Raw genomic sequence first — 18,199 nt, 5'->3', positions numbered from 1 at the left:
GCCGGCACCGCGCCAGCCACCCATGGGGTCGCTCTACCTTGCGTCGGCCAGCGAGGTGAGGCGGAGGGTGCGGCGCAGGGTCGGCAGGTCCGCCTCGCTGCGCAGGCGGATGGTGACCGTCTCGCCCGGCACCAGGTCCAGCGCGTTGTCGTCCAGGGTGGCATCCACGCCGTCGAAGTCGATCCACAGCGCACGCACCAGCTTCGGCGCACGCAGGGTCAGCACGGCACCCTCGCCGTCCGCGCGCAGCGTGCTGTCGATCTTCGCCGGTGACAGCGCCAACGCCTTGGCCGGTGCGAAATACACCACCTGCCGCGACAACAGCGTGGCGCCATCGAACAGCTCGACCACCGCCACCGTGCGGGTGGGATCGGCGCCCTTCAACAGGTCCGCGTCGGCGAATCGCCCCACCTCCAGCGCGGACAACGGCGGCAGTGCCACGGTATGCCGCTGCTCGCTGCGCAGCGCGCCATCGAGATCCATCACCCGCATCCGCCACGTCGCCTGCAGGCCCTGCTGACGATCGTTGAGCAGGCTCACCCGGGTCACGCCTTCGTCGCGCAATGCGGCCACCGCGTGGTCGGCGAAGAACCGTTTGGCGTGGAAGTGCAGCGCTTTCCAGCGGCCGGCGTAGTCGATGCTGGACCACGAGGCGCCCGGCCACACATCGTTGAGCTGCCAGTACAGCGAGCCCATCGTGTACGGCCTGGAGGCGCGGTGATGCAGCGCGGCGAGCTGGATGCCGTCTGCCTGCATCACCTGGCTCAGATACACGAAGGCCGGGAAGTCGCGCGGCGTGCCGTACTCCTCCTCGATGTACTTGAGCAGGCGCTGGTTGCCCTCGCCTGCCATGAATTTCTGGTGCGCGCGCACCGTCGGGCTGTCCACCTGCTGTTCCGCGGCGGGAATGATGCCGTCCAGCGTGCGCAGCACCGGCCAGGCCTGCAGCCCGTACTCGGACATGAAGCGCGGCGTTTCGTGCAGGTAGGCGGTGACCGGCAGGGCCGGATTGCCCCACACCTGCCAGTAGTGCTTGTCGCCGCGGGTGGAATCGTTGGCCTTCTCGTCCAGGTCGTTGCTCGGCGAGCTCGACCAGTACGGCACGCCCAGGCCCTCCTCGGCCACCACCTGGCGCAGGTCATTGCCGAACAGGTCAACGTAGCCCTGCCAGACCTTCGCGGCGAACGCGGGATCGGCAGCGGTCAGGTCGCGGCCGTGGCCCCAGTCCTTCCACGCGGTTTCTTCTTCGTTGTTGCCACACCACAGCACCACGCTGGGGTGATGTCGCAGGCGCCGCACGTTGTCGCGCGCCTCGGCGACCACGTTCGCGCGGAAGTCCGGATCGTAGCCGGGCTGCATGCCGCCCCCGAACATGAAGTCCTGCCAGACCAGCAGACCGAGCTCGTCGGCGATGTCGAAGAACACGTCATCTTCGTAGTAGCCGCCGCCCCAGTTGCGCAGCATGTTCATGTTGGCATCGCGCGCAGCGGTCAGCTCGCGCCGGATCCGCGCCGCGTCCACGCGCGCCGGGAACATGTCGAACGGGATCACGTTGGCGCCCTTGGCGAAGATCGGCACGCCGTTGATCACGAATGCAAACCCCTGCCCGCCGTTGCGGTCCACTTCCCGGCGCAGCTCGACGGTGCGAAGGCCGGTGCGCTGCTCGATGCGGGTCGCGTCTCTCGTGCCAGGGGCCAGCGTGGCGCGAACGGTGTAGCGCGCCTGCTCGCCCTGCCCGGCCGGCCACCAGCGCCGTGGCTGCGGTAGCGCGACCGGCATGACGATCCGGTTGTCACCGGCCTTGAGCAGGGCCTTGCGGTCGATGCGCGCCACGCGCTTGCCGTCCGGATCCAGCACCTCGACCTGCACCGCTGCAGTGCCGACGGCAGCACTCTCCACCTCCACCGCAACCTCAAGGTCCGCCCGCGTCGCATCCAGGGCGCGGGTCTGCACGGCCAGCGCGGTCAGGCGCTGCGCGTCCCAGCTCTCCAGTCGCACTGGGCGCCAGATGCCGGCGGTCACGTATCGCGGGCCCCAGTCCCAGCCGAAGTGGTAGCCCGGCTTGCGTACGAAATTGCCGACCATCGCGTCTTTTGGCTCATCGCCATAGGGCGAGGGATAGTTGCCGGCGATCTTGTGCGGCATCGCCTGCACGCCCGGCAGCAGGGTGCGGATCGGCGAGCGCAGCACGATGCGCAGTTCATTGCCGCGCGCGCGCAGCTTCCCGTCGACCCGGGCCCGCCAGGTGCGATGGCTGTTGTCGGCCTGCAGCAGTGGCTGACCGTTGAGGGTGACCGTGGCGAACGTGTCCAGCCCGTCGAACGCCAGCTCGGCATGCGCACGGGCGAGCGTGCCGGCATCCACATCGAACCGTGCGCGGTACTCCCAATCGGCCAGGCCGATCCACTGCAGGCCGGCCTCCGGGGCGCCGACGTAGGGATCCGGAATCTGCCCCTGCGCCAGCAGGTCGGTGTGCACGGCGCCGGGCACCTGCGCCGGGCACCACTGTTGCAGGCCGGGGTGCGCGGCACCGCGCGCGTCGCCGGGTAGCAGGCGGAATGACCACTCCGCCGCCAGCGGGGCGGCTGCCACGGGCAGTGCCCAGGCGGCCAGCAGGACCAGCATCAGCCAGCAGGCCGGTGCAACGACATGGAGACGGCTGTGCATGCGCATGGGGATCTGCCTGGCTGCGGGAGCAGCCGACCAACGGTCGGCTCTACCGGGTTGGTGCAGCCGACCTGCGGTCGGCTACCGATTCAACGCACTACGTTGAGCACTTCGTAGCACGCGCCCATGGTGTGGTAGTCGGTCTTGCCGGCCGGGCTCTTCTCATCGCTGTACTTGCGGTTGTCCGCGTCCAGGATGCGATACCAGGCGCCGTAGCGATGATCGATCATGTGCTGCCAGGCGTAGCCCCACAGCTTGTCGTACCAGTCCCAGTACACGGCGTCGCCGGTGCGCTTGGCCAGCAGCGCGGCGGTGGCCAGCGATTCGGCCTGCACCCAGAAGTACTTGTCGTCATCGCACACGCTGCCGTCCGGGGCGAACCCGTAGTACAGCCCGCCGCGTTCGGCGTCCCAGCTGCGTTCCACCGCCACATCGAACAGATGCCGCGCGGTCGGCACGAGCCAGTCGGCCTGTACGTGGCGATCCAGGATCAGCAGCAGCTTGGCCCACTCGGTCTGATGCCCCGGCTGGAAACCCCAGGGGCGGAACAGGTGCTTGGGATTGTCACGGTTGTAGTTCCAGTCGATCTGCCACTGGGTGTCGTAGTGCTCCCACACCAGCCCGTCGCCCTGCGCCGCCTGGCGGCGGGTCATGTGGTCGGCCAGCAGCAGCGCACGTTCCAGGTAGCGCTGCTCGCCACTGGCCTCGAATGCAGCCAGCATCGCTTCGCACATGTGCATGTTGGCGTTCTGGCCGCGGTAATCGCTGAAGGTCCAGTCGGCGTCGGCTTCGTCCTTGTACAGGCCGAACGCCGGCTCCCAGAACCGCGTCTCCAGCAGCTGCCAGGTCTCGTCCATCCACGCACGGGCCTCGTTGATGCCGGCCTTCAGCGCGCAGCTGTAGGCCAGCAGCACGAACGCCACGCCGTAGCAATGGTTGGTCGCATCTTCGACCACCCCATCGCGCAGCGTCCAGGCGTAACCGCCGGTCGCCGGGTTGCGATGCACCTCGCGCAGGTAGCGGAGGCCGTGTTCGACCGCGGCCAGGTCCTCCGGCTTGCCGAACTCGCGGTAGGCCATCGCGTGGTTGAACACGAACCGGGTGCTGCTGACCAGATGACGATGGCTGGCGTCGTAGACGCTGCCATCGTCACGGTAGTAATGGAAGAAACCGCCCTTGGGGTCGATTTCATGCGGCTGGTAGAACGCCATGGTCTGCGCGATATGGGCGCGCAGGAACGCGGGCGAGCGGAAATCGGGGGTCGGCGGAACCGGCGTGGTCATGCGGCGTCATCCTGTTGTTGCTGGAGCAGGTGCTGGACTTCATCACGGCTGGGCATCGCGGCGAAGGCGCCCTTGCGGGTGACCGCGAGCGCACCGACGGCCGCACCGAAGCGGATCGCCTCCACCAGCGCGGCGGGGTCCTCGCAGAAGGCGGCAAAGCCCGTCCCGTCGCCACCGCGCTCGCCGATGCCGAACAGCAGGCCGCCAACAAAGGCATCGCCCGCCGCAGTGGAATCGACCGTGGTGACGCGGAAGCCGGTGAGTACGCCGTGGGTGTGGCGGGTGTGCCAGCGGATCGGCGCGGCACCGTCGGTGATCACCACCGCCTGCGCCTGCGCGGCGAGCAGACGCTCGACCACGGCGGCGTCACCGCCCGGCACCGAGGCCGCCAGATACTCGAGTTCTTCGCGCGAAAGCTTGACCAGATCGGCCAGCGACAGCGCTTCCCACAACCGCGGCAGCGGGTCGACACCGGTCGGCCACAGCGCCGGGCGCAGGTTGAGGTCGAGGCTGACCATCGCACCGGCCTGGCGCGCGCGGCGCATGCCCTCCAATGTCGCCTCGGCGATCTCGGCCTCGGTCAGGCTGTTGGAGCACACATGGAAGCTGCGCGTGCCTTCAAAGCAGTTCGGATGGAAGTGCGCACTGCGGAACAGCAGGTCCGCCGCCGGCGGGCGGTAGAAGCTGAAGCTGCGTTCGCCGCTGGCATCCAGTGCCACGAAGGCCAGCGCGGTCTTGGCCGCGTCGGTGCGTACGATGCAGTCGGTCGCCACGCCGGCACTGGCCAGGCTCTCGGCGAGGAAGTCGCCGAACATGTCCTGGCCGAGCATGCCGGCGAAATGGGTGTCCGCACCAAGCCGCGCCGCAGCAACGGCGACGTTGGCGGGCGCACCGCCGGCATACTGCAGGAAGGCACGCGGGGTGTCCGGGGTGGCCGGCGGTTGGGCAAGTAGATCGATCAAAATCTCGCCGAAACAAACAATCTTGGACATCTTGGCCTCAAGCTCCCTGGCGGATTCCAGCGGCCGGGCGCGAGCCCCACAGGCCGTAGAAGATGATGTAGCCGTAGCACAGCAGCGGCAGGATGAAGGACGGCTGCAGGCCGATATGGTCGGCCAGCTTGCCCTGCAGGACCGGGATCAGCGCCCCGCCGACGATCGCCATGATCAGCAGGCTCGACGCCTTGGTGGTCAGCGTGCCCAGGCGTTCGATGCTCAGCGCGAAAATCGTCGGGAACATGATCGAATTGAACAGGCCGATCGCCACCACCGAGTACAACGCCACCTGCCCCTGGGTGAGCATGGTCAGCGCCAGCAGTGCCACGTTCATGCTGGCGAACAGGGTCAGCAGCAGACGCGGCGAGAAGCGGGTCATGATGGCAGAACCGGCAAAGCGGCCGATCATCGCCATCGTCCAGTAGGCAGAGACGTAATGCGTGGCCTGCTGTTCGCTGAAGCCACCGATGTTCGGCAGCGACAGGTAGTTCACGAGCACGCTGCCGACCGCCACTTCCGCACCCACGTAGAAGAAGATGCCGAGCACGCCGAACCGGACGTGGCGGTGACGCAGCGCCTCCATCAGGGTGTGCTTGTCGCCGCTGTTCTGCTCCGTCGTCTCATTCAGTGCCGGCAGGCGGAACAGATAGACGAACACGGCAAGCAGGACCAGCGCGATTGCCAGGCCGACATACGGGCCCTGCACCGACTGGGCTTCCTGGGTGCGATAGGCCAGCTGTTCGGCCATCGGCAGCACATTGATCTCGTCCGCACTTTTGACGGTGTTGCCCAGGATGAGCAGGCCACCGAAGATCGGCGCGATCGCGGTCCCCAGCGAGTTCAGCGCCTGGGCCAGGGTCAGTCGGCTCGACGCCGTCTGTTCCGGACCGAGCAGCGCCACATACGGGTTGGCCGCCACCTGCAGGACAGTGATACCCGTGGCCAGCACGAACAGCGCACCCAGGAAGGCTTCATACACGCGCAGCTCGGCCGCGGGCCAGAAGCCGAGCGCGCCCACTGCGGCGATGGCAAGGCCGGCCACGATGCCGTTCTTGTAGCCCAGCCGTGCGACCAGGCGACTGGCCGGCACCGACATCAGGAAGTACGCGCCGAAGAAGGTGAACTGCACCAGCATCGCGCGGGCGTAGGTCAGATCGAACACGGCCTTCAGATGCGGGATCAGGATGTCATTGAGGCAGGTGAGGAAGCCCCACATGAAGAAGATCGTGGTCGCCACGGCCAGCGCAACGCGCGTGTTCACCACGGGCGCGGCGGAGGATGAGGATGGGAGGCGGGGCGTTGGAGAGATGGGCATTCAGGTACGCGCCTCAGTGCGCGAGCAGGTGATTGGGGGAGCCATCAGACAGTCATCGCGCCGCTGCTCTCGCGAACGCGGAGCTGGACCGGTGCAACGGTACGGGCCGGTGCGGCGTCGGGATGATCCAGACGCAGCAGCAGCAGTTCGGCGGCCTGTCGCCCGCGTTCGCGCGGGTTGACGGTCAGCGTGGTCAGCGGCGGCGATGCCACCGAGGCCTCGGAAATATCATCGAAACCGGTCACCGCGAAATCGCGGCCCGGCTGCACGCCACGCGACGCCAGGCCCAGCATCAGGCCCAAGGCGACGCTGTCGTTGTAGCAGACCGCTGCGGTCGGCACGGCATCCAGGGCGAACAGCTCGCCGGTGCGCGCGGCCGCATCCAGGCGGCTGGGCGAGGTTTCAATCAGCCACTCCGGCTGCACCGGCATGCCGGCTTCCACCAGGGCCTGCGCATAGCCGGTGCGGCGCTGATGGCAGGAACTGGATACCGCATGACCGCCATAGAACGCGATGCGGCGGTGGCCCTGCTCGATCAGATGCCGCGTAGCCAGGTAGGCGCCCTGCTGGTTGTCCAGGGTCAGGAAGTCCCAGTCGGCACCGGGCAGCTCGCGGTTGAACAGCAGCACGTTGGCGTGCCCGAGCACCTGGCGCAGCTGCCCGGCATCGCTGCCTTCGGCGGGCGACAGGATCAGCCCGGCCGGCATGTGCTCCATCAACGTGGTCAGCACCGCCTGCTGCCGCTCCGGCGATTCACCGGTGCTGCCAAGCAGGGTCACGAAGCCCTTGCCGCCCAGCGCTTCGTCCACCCCGGAGGCGAACTCGGCGAAGAACGGGTTGGACAGGTCGTTGATGACCAGCGCCACGCTGGACGAAGTACGCCGGCGCAGATTGGCCGCGCCACGGTTGTAGACATAGCGCTGGCGCCGCAGTTCGGCCTCCACCTTGGCACGGGTGTCGACATTCACCAGCGGGCTGCCACGCAACACCAGCGAGACGGTCGCGCGCGACACGCCGATCGCTTCGGCGATGTCGGTCACGGTGACCGCGCGCGTGCCTTTGCCGGCGGGGGTGGCCTTGTCTTTCATCGGGTCGTCGGGTTCCTCAAGCAAGGTGCAAGCCTAAACGATCGCATTGACCAGCGGTCCGTGCCCGTGCCGGCGATCAGCCCCGATGGGCTGGCCACGGCACGGGCCGGTGCGTGGCTCATTCGAGCGCCGCGCCCGGGGTGGCGCAGAACGAGGCCGGCAGCGCCTCGGCCTGGGTGCCCCAGCCATTCTCCGGCGCGGTGCCGCCCAGCGCGAAGGCGATGGTGCCACCGCGCTGCAGCTGCGCCCAGTCCAGCCACACCGGCGCATGCGCGCGGCCATCGACCTGGACATTCTGGACGTACTGCAGCTTGCGGCCGTCGGCGCCCGGTGCCTTCAGGGTGAGCGTCCTGCCCTGGCCCAGATCGATCTCGGCGCGGGCGAAGCGCGGGGTATGCAGCAGGAACTCGCCGCTGCCCGGCACGGCCGGGTACAGGCCGAGCGCGCTGAACAGGTACCAGGCCGACATCGTGCCCAGGTCATCGTTGCCGGTGACCCCGTTGGGCGCGTTGGTGAACAGCTGCTGCGCGGCGCGCACCACGGTGGCGGTCTTCCACGGCTGGCCGATCAGCGTGTACATCCACGGTGCATGCAGATCCGGCTCGTTGTTCGGGTTGTAGCGGTACTGGTTGTAGTAGCTGTACGGGCCAACCACCCATTCCTTGCGTGCGGCGGTCAGCGGCGAGGTCACCAGCGCGTCGTAGGCGAAGAACGTGTCCAGGCGGCGAGCGGCCTGCTCGCGGCCGTGCATGGCCTGGACCAGCCCGGGCACGTCCTGCTGCGCCAGCCACTGGTACTGCCACGCGGTGCCTTCATGGAAGCCATGGTGCGAACGCGGGCTGTACTTGCCATCGGCCGGCAGGTACCACGCGCCATCTTCCATGCGCGGCCGCGGGAAGCCGTTGAAATCACCCTCCTCGTCGCGCACCGACGGGTCCCACACCTTGTGCCAGTTGCGGCCACGCTCACGCAGCACGCCGGCATCGGCAGCATGACCGAGGCCATCGGCCATCTGCGCCAGCGCGCAGTCGGCCAGTGCGTACTCCAGCGTTGCCGAGCCACCGTGGTGCGGGTCCACGTCCATGCCCTTGGAGGGGAAGGCGCGGTCGTACTGCACGTAGCCGTTGGCCAGGTAGCTGGGGTTACCCGAACGACCCGCATGACGCGAGTTCATCGGCGGCACTCCGAACGCGTTCTTGCGCAGCGCGGTGTAGGCCTCGCCCTCGCGGCCGGCCAGCGCGCCGAAACGCCACAGGTCGACCAGGAACGGCGTCACCGGATCACCGGTCATCACGTTGGTTTCGAAGTTGGCATAGCCCCAGCGCGGCAGCCAACCGCCCTGCGCCTCGATGGCCAGCAGCGTGCGGCCGATGTCGCGCGCGACCTCCGGCTTGGTCAGGGCCAGCCACTGGTTCTGCGCGCGGTAGGTATCCCACAGCGAGAAGTACTCGTAGTAGGTCCAGCCGTCAGCGCGATGGATGTTGTCGTCGTAGCCACGGTAACGGCCGTCGGCATCGCTGCCGGTCAGTGGCTGCAGCAGCGCGTGGTACAGCGCGGTGTAGAGCACGGTACGGTCATCGTTGCTGCCGCCCTGCACACGCACGGCCGCCAGTTCCTTGCGCCACTGCTGCTGTGCCATCTGCCGCATCTGGTCGAAAGAAAGCAGGCGGTCGCCCTGCATGCCATCGCTGCGCAGGTTGGCGCGCGCGCCTTCGGCATCCACGTGGGAGATCGCGCTGACTGCGGTCACTGCGCGGTCCTTGCCCAGGTCGAAGCTGAGCCAGGCGCCACTCGGCTTGAGCTCGCCTTCCATGCCATGGCGGGCGCCGGGCAGGCCACCGCCCTCGCCCCAGGTGCCGAACGACTTGAACGGGCGGTCGAACTCGATGCGGAACCAGGTGGTGTACTGATGGCCACCGCAGAAGCTCTTGGTGACCAGCTTGCCTTCCACGGCGCGGTCGCCGACCACATCAACCACGCTGCCGATCACCGAATGGCGCTCGTTGGCCTGGCCGAGGTTCACCAGCACGTGGCCGGTGCCTGCATCGGCGGCGAAGGTGTAACGCTCGGCCGCGGCACGGGTGCGTGCGGTGGCTTCGGCATCGATGCCGCCGTAGTTGGTCAGGCGCACCTTGTAGTAGCCCGCCTGCCCGACTTCGCCGTCGTGGGTATAGCTGGAGGCGTAGCGCTTGTGATCGAAGCTCTTGGCGTCGTCGGTATTGAAGTCGCCGCCCGGGCCGATGCTGCCGGTCACCGGCAGGACCGAGACCTGGCCGCCCTGCTCCCAGCAGCCCGCACCGGAGAGGAAGGAATGCCCGAAACCCCGGATCTTCGGATCGTCGTAGCGCCACCCGGCGTAGTGCTCACCGATCGGGCTGACCTGGATCAGGCCGAAGGGCGCCGAGGCACCCGGGAACGTATTGCCATCGTCCTTGCTGCCGATGAAGGTGTTGACCTCGCGCTCCAGCGCGGCGGGCGCGGCCTGCAGCATCAGCGGCGCGCAGCTCAGCGCCAGCAGGCAGGCCAGGCCGGCGAGCGGGCGGCGGCGGGCCGGGATGGCGCCGGCGGCGGAAACGACGGAAGGACGGTGAGAAAGACGGGTCACGGACACGGACTCCTTGGCGGACGTGGCGGCAGCGCGAACCAGTGGCGGCGGGCGCCTCTAATTCCCTGGACTGGGTGACCCAATCCACACCCCGGTGAATTTAGATCGATTCAAGTAAAGCACGGGAATTTCAATCGATGCATTCTGCGCTGCAACATCGAGGACCGATCGACAGCACCCCGCCCTGCCCGAGCCTGCGCAGTGCCTGGCAATGCCCGATGCGTAGGGCGGACATTCCGCCCCATCGGCCGATATAGCGGGCTGAAGCCCCGGACCCAGCAACATTGCGGGATCGGCCGGGGTCAAGCGAAAGCACGCTCCACGTCCATATTGCGGAGCAGCATGCTTCCCTCGCGCGGTCGTGCTAAAAATCCCCCGCCAATCGTTTAGATCGATCCAACTTGAAACGGTCACGATTGCCGGAAGTGGGGAGCCGGGGGACTGCCCCACGCGATGCATGCGGGACGCGCCAGGCAACTCGACGCTCGAGATAATTTGGCTCCACCCATTAGATCGATTCAAAGAATTCGTATCGCCACCGTTTCAATCCAGGAGAGGGAGAGAGTGGAATGAAGATGTCACGCATGCACCGCCGCGTTGCGTTGTCCGCGGCCATTGCCAGCGCGTTGGCCACGGCCGTCGTGCCGGCCGCGCTCGCGCAGCAAGCCACCCCGGCCACGGGTACACCCGATGCCACCACGCTCGACAGCGTGACCGTCACCGGCTACCGCTACGCCATCGAAAAGAGTCTGCAGCAGAAGCGCGACGCCAACGCCGTGGTGGAAGTGATCACCGCCGAAGACGTGGGCAAGTTCCCCGACAAGAACGTCGCCGACGCGCTGCAGCGCGTGCCTGGCGTGGTCATCGAGCGCAGCGGTGGCGAAGGCAAGACCGTCAGTGTCCGCGGCCTCGCTCCGGACCTGACCCTGACCCAGTTGAACGGCAACTACGTGGCGACCTCGGAAACCAACAACGAGGCCACCCGTTCGTTCAACTACACGCTGCTGCCGGCCAACATGCTTTCCAGCGCCGAGCTGTTCAAATCGCCGGAGGCCCGCCTGGATGAAGGCGGCATCGGCGGCACCGTGATCCTGCACACCCGTCGCCCGCTCGACATGGAAGCCAACTCCGGCTACGTGAACCTGGAGGGCACCTCCTCGGACACCAGCCACGACGTGGATCCGCAGACGTCGGCGCTGTACTCCTGGCACAGCAAGGATGAGCGCTTCGGCGTGCTGGTCGGCGCGACCAAGCAGACCCGCACCAGCCGCACCATGCAGGCGAGCACCGAGGACTACCAGTGGTACGGCAACGGTACCGACGCGGTGGATGCCTACGGCAATCCGCAGCTGCAGGACGGTATCCACTACTGGTGGGGCCAGTCCGGCTTCAATGACCAGAGCGGCCGCAACTACAGCGAATTCTTCATGCCGACCTCGGTGAACTTCGCCGTGAAGGAAGAAAAGCGCGAGCGCACCGGTGGCCAGTTGACGTTCCAGTTCAAGCCGACCGACAACCTGACCCTGACCGCCAATTACTTCCGCTTCGAGCTGGAAGGCAATTACACCCAGAACATGTTGAAGATCCCGGAATGGAACCTCGCCCGCTTCAACGGCGACGGCAACTGGGACGGCGGCCGCCTGCTCAACGGGCTGAACTTCGATCCCTCCGGCAGCATCGTGACCGGCGCGCAGTACGAAAAGCTGGCTGGCAAGACGTATTACTGCAGCGAAGAACAGGCTGCGGCCGCCGGCATGGCGCCGGGCGGCTGGGGTCCGGACGACTGCACCATCCCCACCCCGCAGCTGACCGGTACCTACAGCAAGGAAAAGGCGCTCTCGCAGACCGGTGACCTGACCGTCGAGTGGGATATCAGCCCGCTGTGGAAGGCCTCCTTCACCGGTGGCCGCACCTGGTCCGAAGGTGGCCCGTCGATGAACTTCGGCATGTCCGCCAAGCCGCGCCGCCAGGTCGACGGTGTGTGGCAGTCCGGCAACACCTACAGCGCATGGGATCTGACCGGTACGCCGAGCGCCACCTTCTCGCCGAACCTGCAGGACCAGTTGATGGCCGGCATCGCCGAGATCGACACCGGCTCGACCGGCTCGTCGTGGATGCAGACCGAGGTCAAGCAGAACTACTTCCAGGCCGACTTCACCAAGCTGTTTGAAAGCGGCTGGCTGGACTCCATCCAGTTCGGTGCCAAGTACCGCGACGGCGATGTGCACCGCAATACCGGCAACACCTACTGGGTGTGCCAGGGCAAGGATCCGGCCGACTACGACAACAACCGTTACCAGGCCGGTTGCGATGCCACCGCCGGTGTCGCCCAGCCGGGCTTCTTCCTGTCCAACCCGATCAGCAACATCGCCGGCGGCTTCAACGCCAACGTGTTCCCGGGCATCAACTACCCGGCCTACATCAACTACCTCAACGAGAAGTACGGCGGATCGCACAGCCGCAAGGAAGAGGACTTCGTCTACAACGTCAACGAGAAGATCTACTCGGGCTACTTCCAGGCCAACTTCCGTACCGAGCGCGTGCGCGGCAACGTCGGCGTGCGCGTGGTCCGGACCAAGCAGTTCGCCGAATCCAGTGACTCGGTCGAGAAGTTCAACGACTACTTCCAGGACAACGCCGCCGGCTCGCCGATGGGCTGCAACGATCCTGCTGCCGCGCCGCTGATCGCCTCCAACACCGGCTATGTCTGCCAGAGCGGCTTCGTGCGCCTGCCGGATGGCCTGGCACGCGAGAAAACGTACGCCTTCACCTCGATGGACAAGACCTACACGGACTTCCTGCCGAGCTTCAACATCGCCTGGGACATCACCGATACGTTGGTGCTGCGCGGTGCGGCCTCCAAGGTCATCGCACGCCCGAGCTACACCAGCATCGCTGCGCCGGGTGCGCTGAACTACATCAGCGAGGAGTACAGCAACGACCGGCGCGTCGCCGGTGGTACCGACACGCCCGGCTGGTACGGCTATGGCAGCAACAAGAACCTGGAACCGTTCGAAGCGACCCAGTTCGACGTCGGCCTGGAGTGGTACTTCAAGCCCGGCGCGGTGGCGGGCCTGGGCCTGTTCCGCAAGAACGTGGACAACTTCACGGTGCCGGTGGTCCGCGACCAGCAGATGAATGTCGGCGGAGAAACGGTCACGGTGCAGAAGTACGAGACCCAGGCCAACGGCCGCGATGGCGTCTCCCAGGGCGTGGAGCTGTACGGTCAGTACACCTTCGACACGGGCTTCGGCATCCAGGCCAACTACACCTACAACGACACCAACCTGGCCGCCATCGTGCTCGATGGCGAAGAGATCGGTTCCTCGCCGCTGGTGGGCAGCGCCAAGAACCAGGCCAACGTCACCCTCTTCTACGAGAACGAGAAGTTCCTGGCACGCGCGTCGTACAACCGCCGCGGTGAAGTCGTGGGCGGTCCGGTCAACGGCATGAGCCAGTACTCCGAACCGTACGACCAGCTGGATCTCAACGTGGCCTACAACTTCACCGAAGCGCTGACCTTCACCGCCTCGGTGCTGAACGCGACCAAGTCCGAGCAGCGCATCCATCTGGGCAACGACACCAAGGCCCGCCTGGTGTCCAACACCTACACCGGCCGCCAGCTGTACTTCGGCGTGAACTGGAAGTTCTAAGCGTCATCCGCCCCCGCCTCCGGGCGGGGCAACGGTCCTCCACGGCAGCTGCGCTTTCACAGGCGGCTGCCGTTTTTTTAATCCAGCGCCGCGCGCAGTGCGCTGACCTGCGCCGCGTCGGTGACGGTCCAGTCCGGCGACAACCCGATCAGCGCCGGATTGTGATGGCGCATCGCCGAATGGTGTGTGGTCTTCGCCGAGGCATGCAGTTCGAGGCACCCACTGCGCTGGGCCAGCTCCACGATGTTGCCCGCCGTAATTCCCGCCCCGGCCATCAGTGATAGCCGATCACCTGCCTGCGCCATCAAGGCGGCCAGGACATCAGCACCGGCCAGCGCACTGGCCTGCCCGCCCGAGCTCAGGATGCGATGGCACCCCAGCGTCACGATCTGCTCCAGCGCCGCGGGCAGATCACGCGCGGCATCGAAGGCGCGGTGGAAGGTGATGCCGAGCGGACCCGCTGCGGATACCAGTTCCCGGCACAGCGGCATGTCGATGCCGCCGTCGGCATCCAGCGCACCGATCACCACGCCATCGCAGCCGAGTTGGCGGCAATGCGCGATATCGCGCAGCATGATCTCGGCCTCGAGCGCGGTGTAGCGAAAATCGCCGGGACGCGGCCGGATCAGCACGAACAGGGGAATCCGCAGGCGATCACGGGCGACCGCGATGCTGCCCTGCGACGGGGTCGTGCCGCCCTCGGCGAGGTTGTCGAACAGTTCGACCCGATCCGCCCCGCCGTGCTGGGCCGCCAGGGCGGAGGCCACCGAATTCGAGGCGATCTCCAGCAACCGGCGCGGCGCGCTCACGTCTGCTCACTCGTGTACACCGAGGCCGAATCACGCAGATCGTCCTGCCGGCCCTTGTCGCAGACCGCGTAGACGAAGCCGCGGTGCAGCGCATACGCGCCGACCTCACCGTGCTTGTTCAAGGCGAGGAAACAGACCTGCAGGGTCCTGCTCGCCTCGGGGCGCTTGCGCACCACCCGCGCGATCGCCTCGCGGCAGGCCTCGGCCGGCGAACGACCCTGGCGCATCAGCTCGACCACCAGGAACGAGGCGGCATTGCGGATCATTTCCTCACCCACGCCCGAAGCGGTGGCGGCACCGACCTCGTTGTCCACGTACAGGCCCGCCCCGATGATGGGGCTGTCGCCCACGCGGCCGTGCATCTTCCAGGCCATGCCACTGGTGGTGCAGGCACCGGCCAGACGCCCCTGGGCATCGATGGCGAGCATGCCCAGCGTGTCGTGGTTGCTGCTGTCGCCGGGGCGGCTGCGCCGCTCGGCATTGATCTCAGGGGTGTACTGCGCGGTCTTGAGCCACTCGCGCCAGGCCTTCTCGGCTTCCGGGGTGAGCAGCTTCTTCCGCTCAAAGCCCTGCTGCACGGCGAACTGCTGCGCGCCCTCGCCGACCAGCATCACGTGCGGGGTCTGCTCCATCACCCGCCGTGCCACCGAGACCGGGTGCGCGATATCACTCAGCGCCGCCACCGAACCACAGCGGCCATCGCCATCCATGATGCTGGCATCCAGGCTCAGCACGCCGTCACGATCGGGATTGCCGCAACGCCCGACCGTGGGATTGCACAGATCACTCTCGGCCCAGCGCGCACCGGCTTCCACGGCATCGAGCGCCGAACCACCGGCCGACAGCGTTTTCCAGGCGACCTGGTTGGCCCCTACGCCGAAATCCCAGGTGGACACCACCCGCGCACCGGCGGCGGAACGCGCCTGCAGCGTCGGCAGTGCGAGGGCGCCAGCGGCCAGGGCACCGGCCTGGAGAAATCGCCTGCGGTCAGTCATGGGTAGATCTCCAGCGAATGGGCAAGGAAAGAATTACACGACGATACAGCGATGTTCTGCGTGCCAGACCGCCGCGCCAAGAACGCCCAGCTCGCCGTGGTCCACCCGCCAGATCGGCACCTGGCGCAGCACCTCGTGCATCACGCCCTTGGCCAGGAAACGCGCGCGGAAACGGCCATCACGCAGGAAGCGATCCACCCGCGTGGAGATGCCGCCCGCCAGATAGACCGAGCGCGCACCAAAGGTGGTGGCCAGGTCGCCGGCCAGGCTGCCAAGCCAGGCGCAGAACACCTCCAGCGTTTCCACCGCCACCGGATCCACGCCCTCGTGCGCGGCGGCGATCAGTGCCTCGGTGCTGGTCCAGTGTGGTGTGACGCCACGGATATCGCACAGGCAGGGATACAGGTTCATCAGGCCGCCACCGGACAGCACGCGCTCGTTGTCCACGTGGTCCCAGCGCTGCAGCAGGCGCGAGAGCACCTCCAGCTCCAAAGGATTGCAGGCATTCAACGCGGCATGGCCGGCTTCACTGGCCAGCACCGGTCGCTCGCCGCCTTCAAAGCGCAGTGCCGCGCCCAGCCCGGTGCCCGGCCCCAGCACCAATGCCGGCCAACGCGGGCCCGCGCCCGGATCGCCATTGAGGGCCACCATGGACTCCGGCGCTACGTGCGGAATCGCGTAGGCCACTGCTTCGAAATCGTTGATCAGCGCCAGCGAAGCCAGCCCCGAATCGTGACGGGTCTGCGCGACCGAGACCGGCCACGGCAGATTGGTGTTGACCAGGTGATCGCCGTCCAGCAGGCCGGCAATCGCGACCACCGCATTGTCCGGCGCGGCGGGCAGCGTGGCGATGAAATCGGCCAGGATCGCGGCCAGGCTGGGGTGCTCGGCACAGGCATAGCGCTGAAGACCGCTCAGCTGTGGCGCTGCACCAGCGCGCACGCTGGCCAACGCGACGCGGGCGAAGGTACCGCCGACATCGGCCACGATCAGCGTGTCAGGGAGGGAATCCCGCTGCGCCGCGGTCGGCGACACCTCAGGTTGAGCCGGAACCGGTACCGCTGCGCTCACTCGCTTGCCTTGGTTGAATCGATTGAATCCCGGCGATTCTCAGGCATCGCCGGGGGATTGCAAAGCCGCGCCTGCCATACAGCGCCGTACTGAAACGACCGCGCCGCGCTCAGGGCTTGGCGGTCTGCAGGCGGTAGCTGGTGCTGGCCGTGGCGGTCGGGCCATCGCCCTGCACCGCACGCACTTCCACCTTATGCTCCCCCACCGCAAGGTGGGTGGGCAGCGCGCCGCGCCACAGGTGCGGCGACGGCGTGGCTTCGGGCGAGCGGTCGAATCCGCGCAGGCGCTCGGCGGTATCGTCGGCGACGTTTTCCTGCAGCAGGCGCGGGTCCGGCTGCTCGACGCGCTTCATCGGCTGCCAGGCGCCATCGTCCACGCGGTACTCCACCAACGAATCGGCCTGGCCCATGAACACGTTGGCGTACACGCCCCACGCCGGATACGCGCCCTGGCGCAACACCTTCGGCGCATGCAGGGCGATCTGGTAATCGTCCGGCGCGCGCGCCACGTAATAGCGCAGCCCGTACTCGCCACCGGGCTTGACCGAGAGCACCGCGTAGCCATTCGGGGTGCCATCGCTCATGGTGGCATCGGGGATCCCGCTGCTGTCCTTCACCCCGGACCAGAACGCACCGCAGGCGGCGCCCACGTTGTATTCGTGCAGCGGCTTGCGGCCCTGCCAGCCCTCGGCGGCACCGTGGTAGTAGTGCTGCTGGGTGTGGCTGTGGCCGCTGAGCACCAGCACGTTCGGGAAGTCCTTGAGCAGCGCGAACAGGCGCGTGCGGTCCGCATGGCGGAACGTCTCACGGCCCGGCGCCGCATCGAACAGCGGGATGTGCATGCCGAGCACGACCAGGCGATCACGCGGCAGGCCCTTGAGGTAGTTGCCCAGGAAGGTGAACTGGTCCGCGCGCAGCCCGCCCACGTAGCTCGGCTTGGCCTTGGGGTCGTAGACCACGTCATCGAGGAACACGAAGCTTGCCCCGCCCTCTTCCACCGCGTAGGTATCCGGCCCGTAGACCGCGCGCCAGCTGTCCAGCGAATGGGCATCGTTGCCGGCGTCCATGTCCAGGTCGTGGTTGCCCGGCACGTGGAACCACGGCACCTGCAGCTGGGCGGTGACCTTGTTGATGTCCGGGTACAGGCTCAGGTCGTCGTTGACGATGTCGCCCAGCGTGGTGCCCAGCCGTGCCGGGTGCTTGCCGATGATCGGCTCGACGATGGCGCGCTGGTAGTAGCCGATGTCCTGGCGGCTGGCGGTCTGCGAATCGGTGAACACCAGCATCTCGAAGCCGTTGCGCGCGGCATCGGTGCCCTTGGCCGGCTCCAGCGCGAAATCCCAGTTGCGGGTGGCACCGCTGGTGGCACGGATGCCGTCGTACTTCAGCTTCGGCGACCCCTGCGGCGCATAGTGGCGCCAGTAGGACGGCAGTCCGTTGGCAGCGGCCGGGAAACGGTACTCGTCCGGCTTGATCACGAACACCGTCTGGCCCTCGCGCACCGGCAGGCTGTAGCTGCCGTCGGCGGCGGTGCGCACGATCGTTTCACCGTTGGAAACCTGCACGCCGGCCAGGCCGGGATCGGTCGGGCCGCGGCCCGGCTTGCCGTCGCGCTCCTGATACACCTTGCCGGTAACGGTCGTTTCAGCAGCCCAGGCAGGCGAAGTCATCAACAGCAGGCAAGCCAGCCAGGCGGCAGTACGGGTCATCGGGGGTGGT

The 18,199-nt window shown here is 67.3% G+C and carries 11 protein-coding genes; 1 reads left to right on the top strand and 10 read right to left on the bottom strand.

Going from position 1 to position 18,199, the window contains the following annotated elements; all coding sequences use genetic code 11:
* Nucleotides 1-33: 33 nt before the first annotated feature.
* The 6 genes from OC373_RS08740 to OC373_RS08715 form a co-directional block, all read right to left on the bottom strand.
* Nucleotides 34-2,673, bottom strand: coding sequence for a glycoside hydrolase family 2 protein (locus OC373_RS08740; RefSeq protein ID WP_261997503.1), 2,640 nt, complete (start codon nucleotides 2,671-2,673; stop codon nucleotides 34-36).
* Nucleotides 2,674-2,756: 83 nt separating this feature from the next.
* Nucleotides 2,757-3,950 carry an AGE family epimerase/isomerase gene (locus OC373_RS08735; protein WP_019182989.1) on the bottom strand — a complete coding sequence of 398 codons (1,194 nt, stop codon included), beginning with the start codon at nucleotides 3,948-3,950 and terminating at the stop codon, nucleotides 2,757-2,759.
* Nucleotides 3,947-4,942 carry a carbohydrate kinase gene (locus tag OC373_RS08730; protein WP_261997502.1) on the bottom strand — a complete coding sequence of 332 codons (996 nt, stop codon included), beginning with the start codon at nucleotides 4,940-4,942 and terminating at the stop codon, nucleotides 3,947-3,949. Before OC373_RS08730 ends, OC373_RS08735 begins: the two co-directional genes overlap by 4 nt.
* A gap of 7 nt (nucleotides 4,943-4,949) precedes the next feature.
* The gene (gene fucP, locus OC373_RS08725) at nucleotides 4,950-6,260 is read right to left on the bottom strand and encodes an L-fucose:H+ symporter permease (protein WP_019182991.1); all 1,311 of its coding nucleotides are present in this window, start codon (nucleotides 6,258-6,260) and stop codon (nucleotides 4,950-4,952) included.
* A 44-nt stretch (nucleotides 6,261-6,304) separates the two neighbouring features.
* Nucleotides 6,305-7,348: a LacI family DNA-binding transcriptional regulator gene (locus tag OC373_RS08720; protein ID WP_019182992.1), complete on the bottom strand. Its 1,044-nt coding sequence runs from the start codon at nucleotides 7,346-7,348 to the stop codon at nucleotides 6,305-6,307.
* Nucleotides 7,349-7,466: 118 nt separating this feature from the next.
* Nucleotides 7,467-9,839, bottom strand: a complete 2,373-nt coding sequence (locus OC373_RS08715) for a GH92 family glycosyl hydrolase (RefSeq protein ID WP_261997564.1) — start codon at nucleotides 9,837-9,839, stop codon at nucleotides 7,467-7,469.
* Between the two features lie 683 nt (nucleotides 9,840-10,522).
* On the opposite strand from OC373_RS08715, the gene OC373_RS08710 reads away from it, so the two are divergent.
* On the top strand, nucleotides 10,523-13,606 hold the full coding sequence (locus OC373_RS08710; protein ID WP_019182994.1) for a TonB-dependent receptor: 3,084 nt from the start codon (nucleotides 10,523-10,525) through the stop codon (nucleotides 13,604-13,606).
* Between the two features lie 77 nt (nucleotides 13,607-13,683).
* Here OC373_RS08710 and OC373_RS08705 read toward each other — a convergent pair whose 3' ends face one another.
* The 4 genes from OC373_RS08705 to OC373_RS08690 all read right to left on the bottom strand — a co-directional run bounded on the left by OC373_RS08705 (nucleotide 13,684) and on the right by OC373_RS08690 (nucleotide 18,189).
* Complete coding sequence (locus OC373_RS08705; RefSeq protein ID WP_070427275.1) at nucleotides 13,684-14,415, bottom strand: copper homeostasis protein CutC; 732 nt, start codon at nucleotides 14,413-14,415, stop codon at nucleotides 13,684-13,686.
* Entirely contained in the window at nucleotides 14,412-15,410 is a 999-nt protein-coding gene (locus tag OC373_RS08700; RefSeq protein ID WP_070427274.1) for a N(4)-(beta-N-acetylglucosaminyl)-L-asparaginase, read from the bottom strand. Before OC373_RS08700 ends, OC373_RS08705 begins: the two co-directional genes overlap by 4 nt.
* Nucleotides 15,411-15,443: 33 nt before the next feature.
* Nucleotides 15,444-16,445 carry a glucokinase gene (locus OC373_RS08695; RefSeq protein WP_070427273.1) on the bottom strand — a complete coding sequence of 334 codons (1,002 nt, stop codon included), beginning with the start codon at nucleotides 16,443-16,445 and terminating at the stop codon, nucleotides 15,444-15,446.
* Nucleotides 16,446-16,590: 145 nt separating this feature from the next.
* Nucleotides 16,591-18,189, bottom strand: a complete 1,599-nt coding sequence (locus OC373_RS08690; RefSeq protein WP_261997501.1) for a calcineurin-like phosphoesterase family protein — start codon at nucleotides 18,187-18,189, stop codon at nucleotides 16,591-16,593.
* Nucleotides 18,190-18,199 lie beyond the last annotated feature (10 nt).

Origin of the sequence: Stenotrophomonas sp. Ste96 (genome assembly GCF_024519495.1) — a bacterium.
GTDB lineage: Bacteria > Pseudomonadota > Gammaproteobacteria > Xanthomonadales > Xanthomonadaceae > Stenotrophomonas > Stenotrophomonas bentonitica_A.
This window is presented reverse-complemented; position numbering and strand designations above follow the sequence as displayed.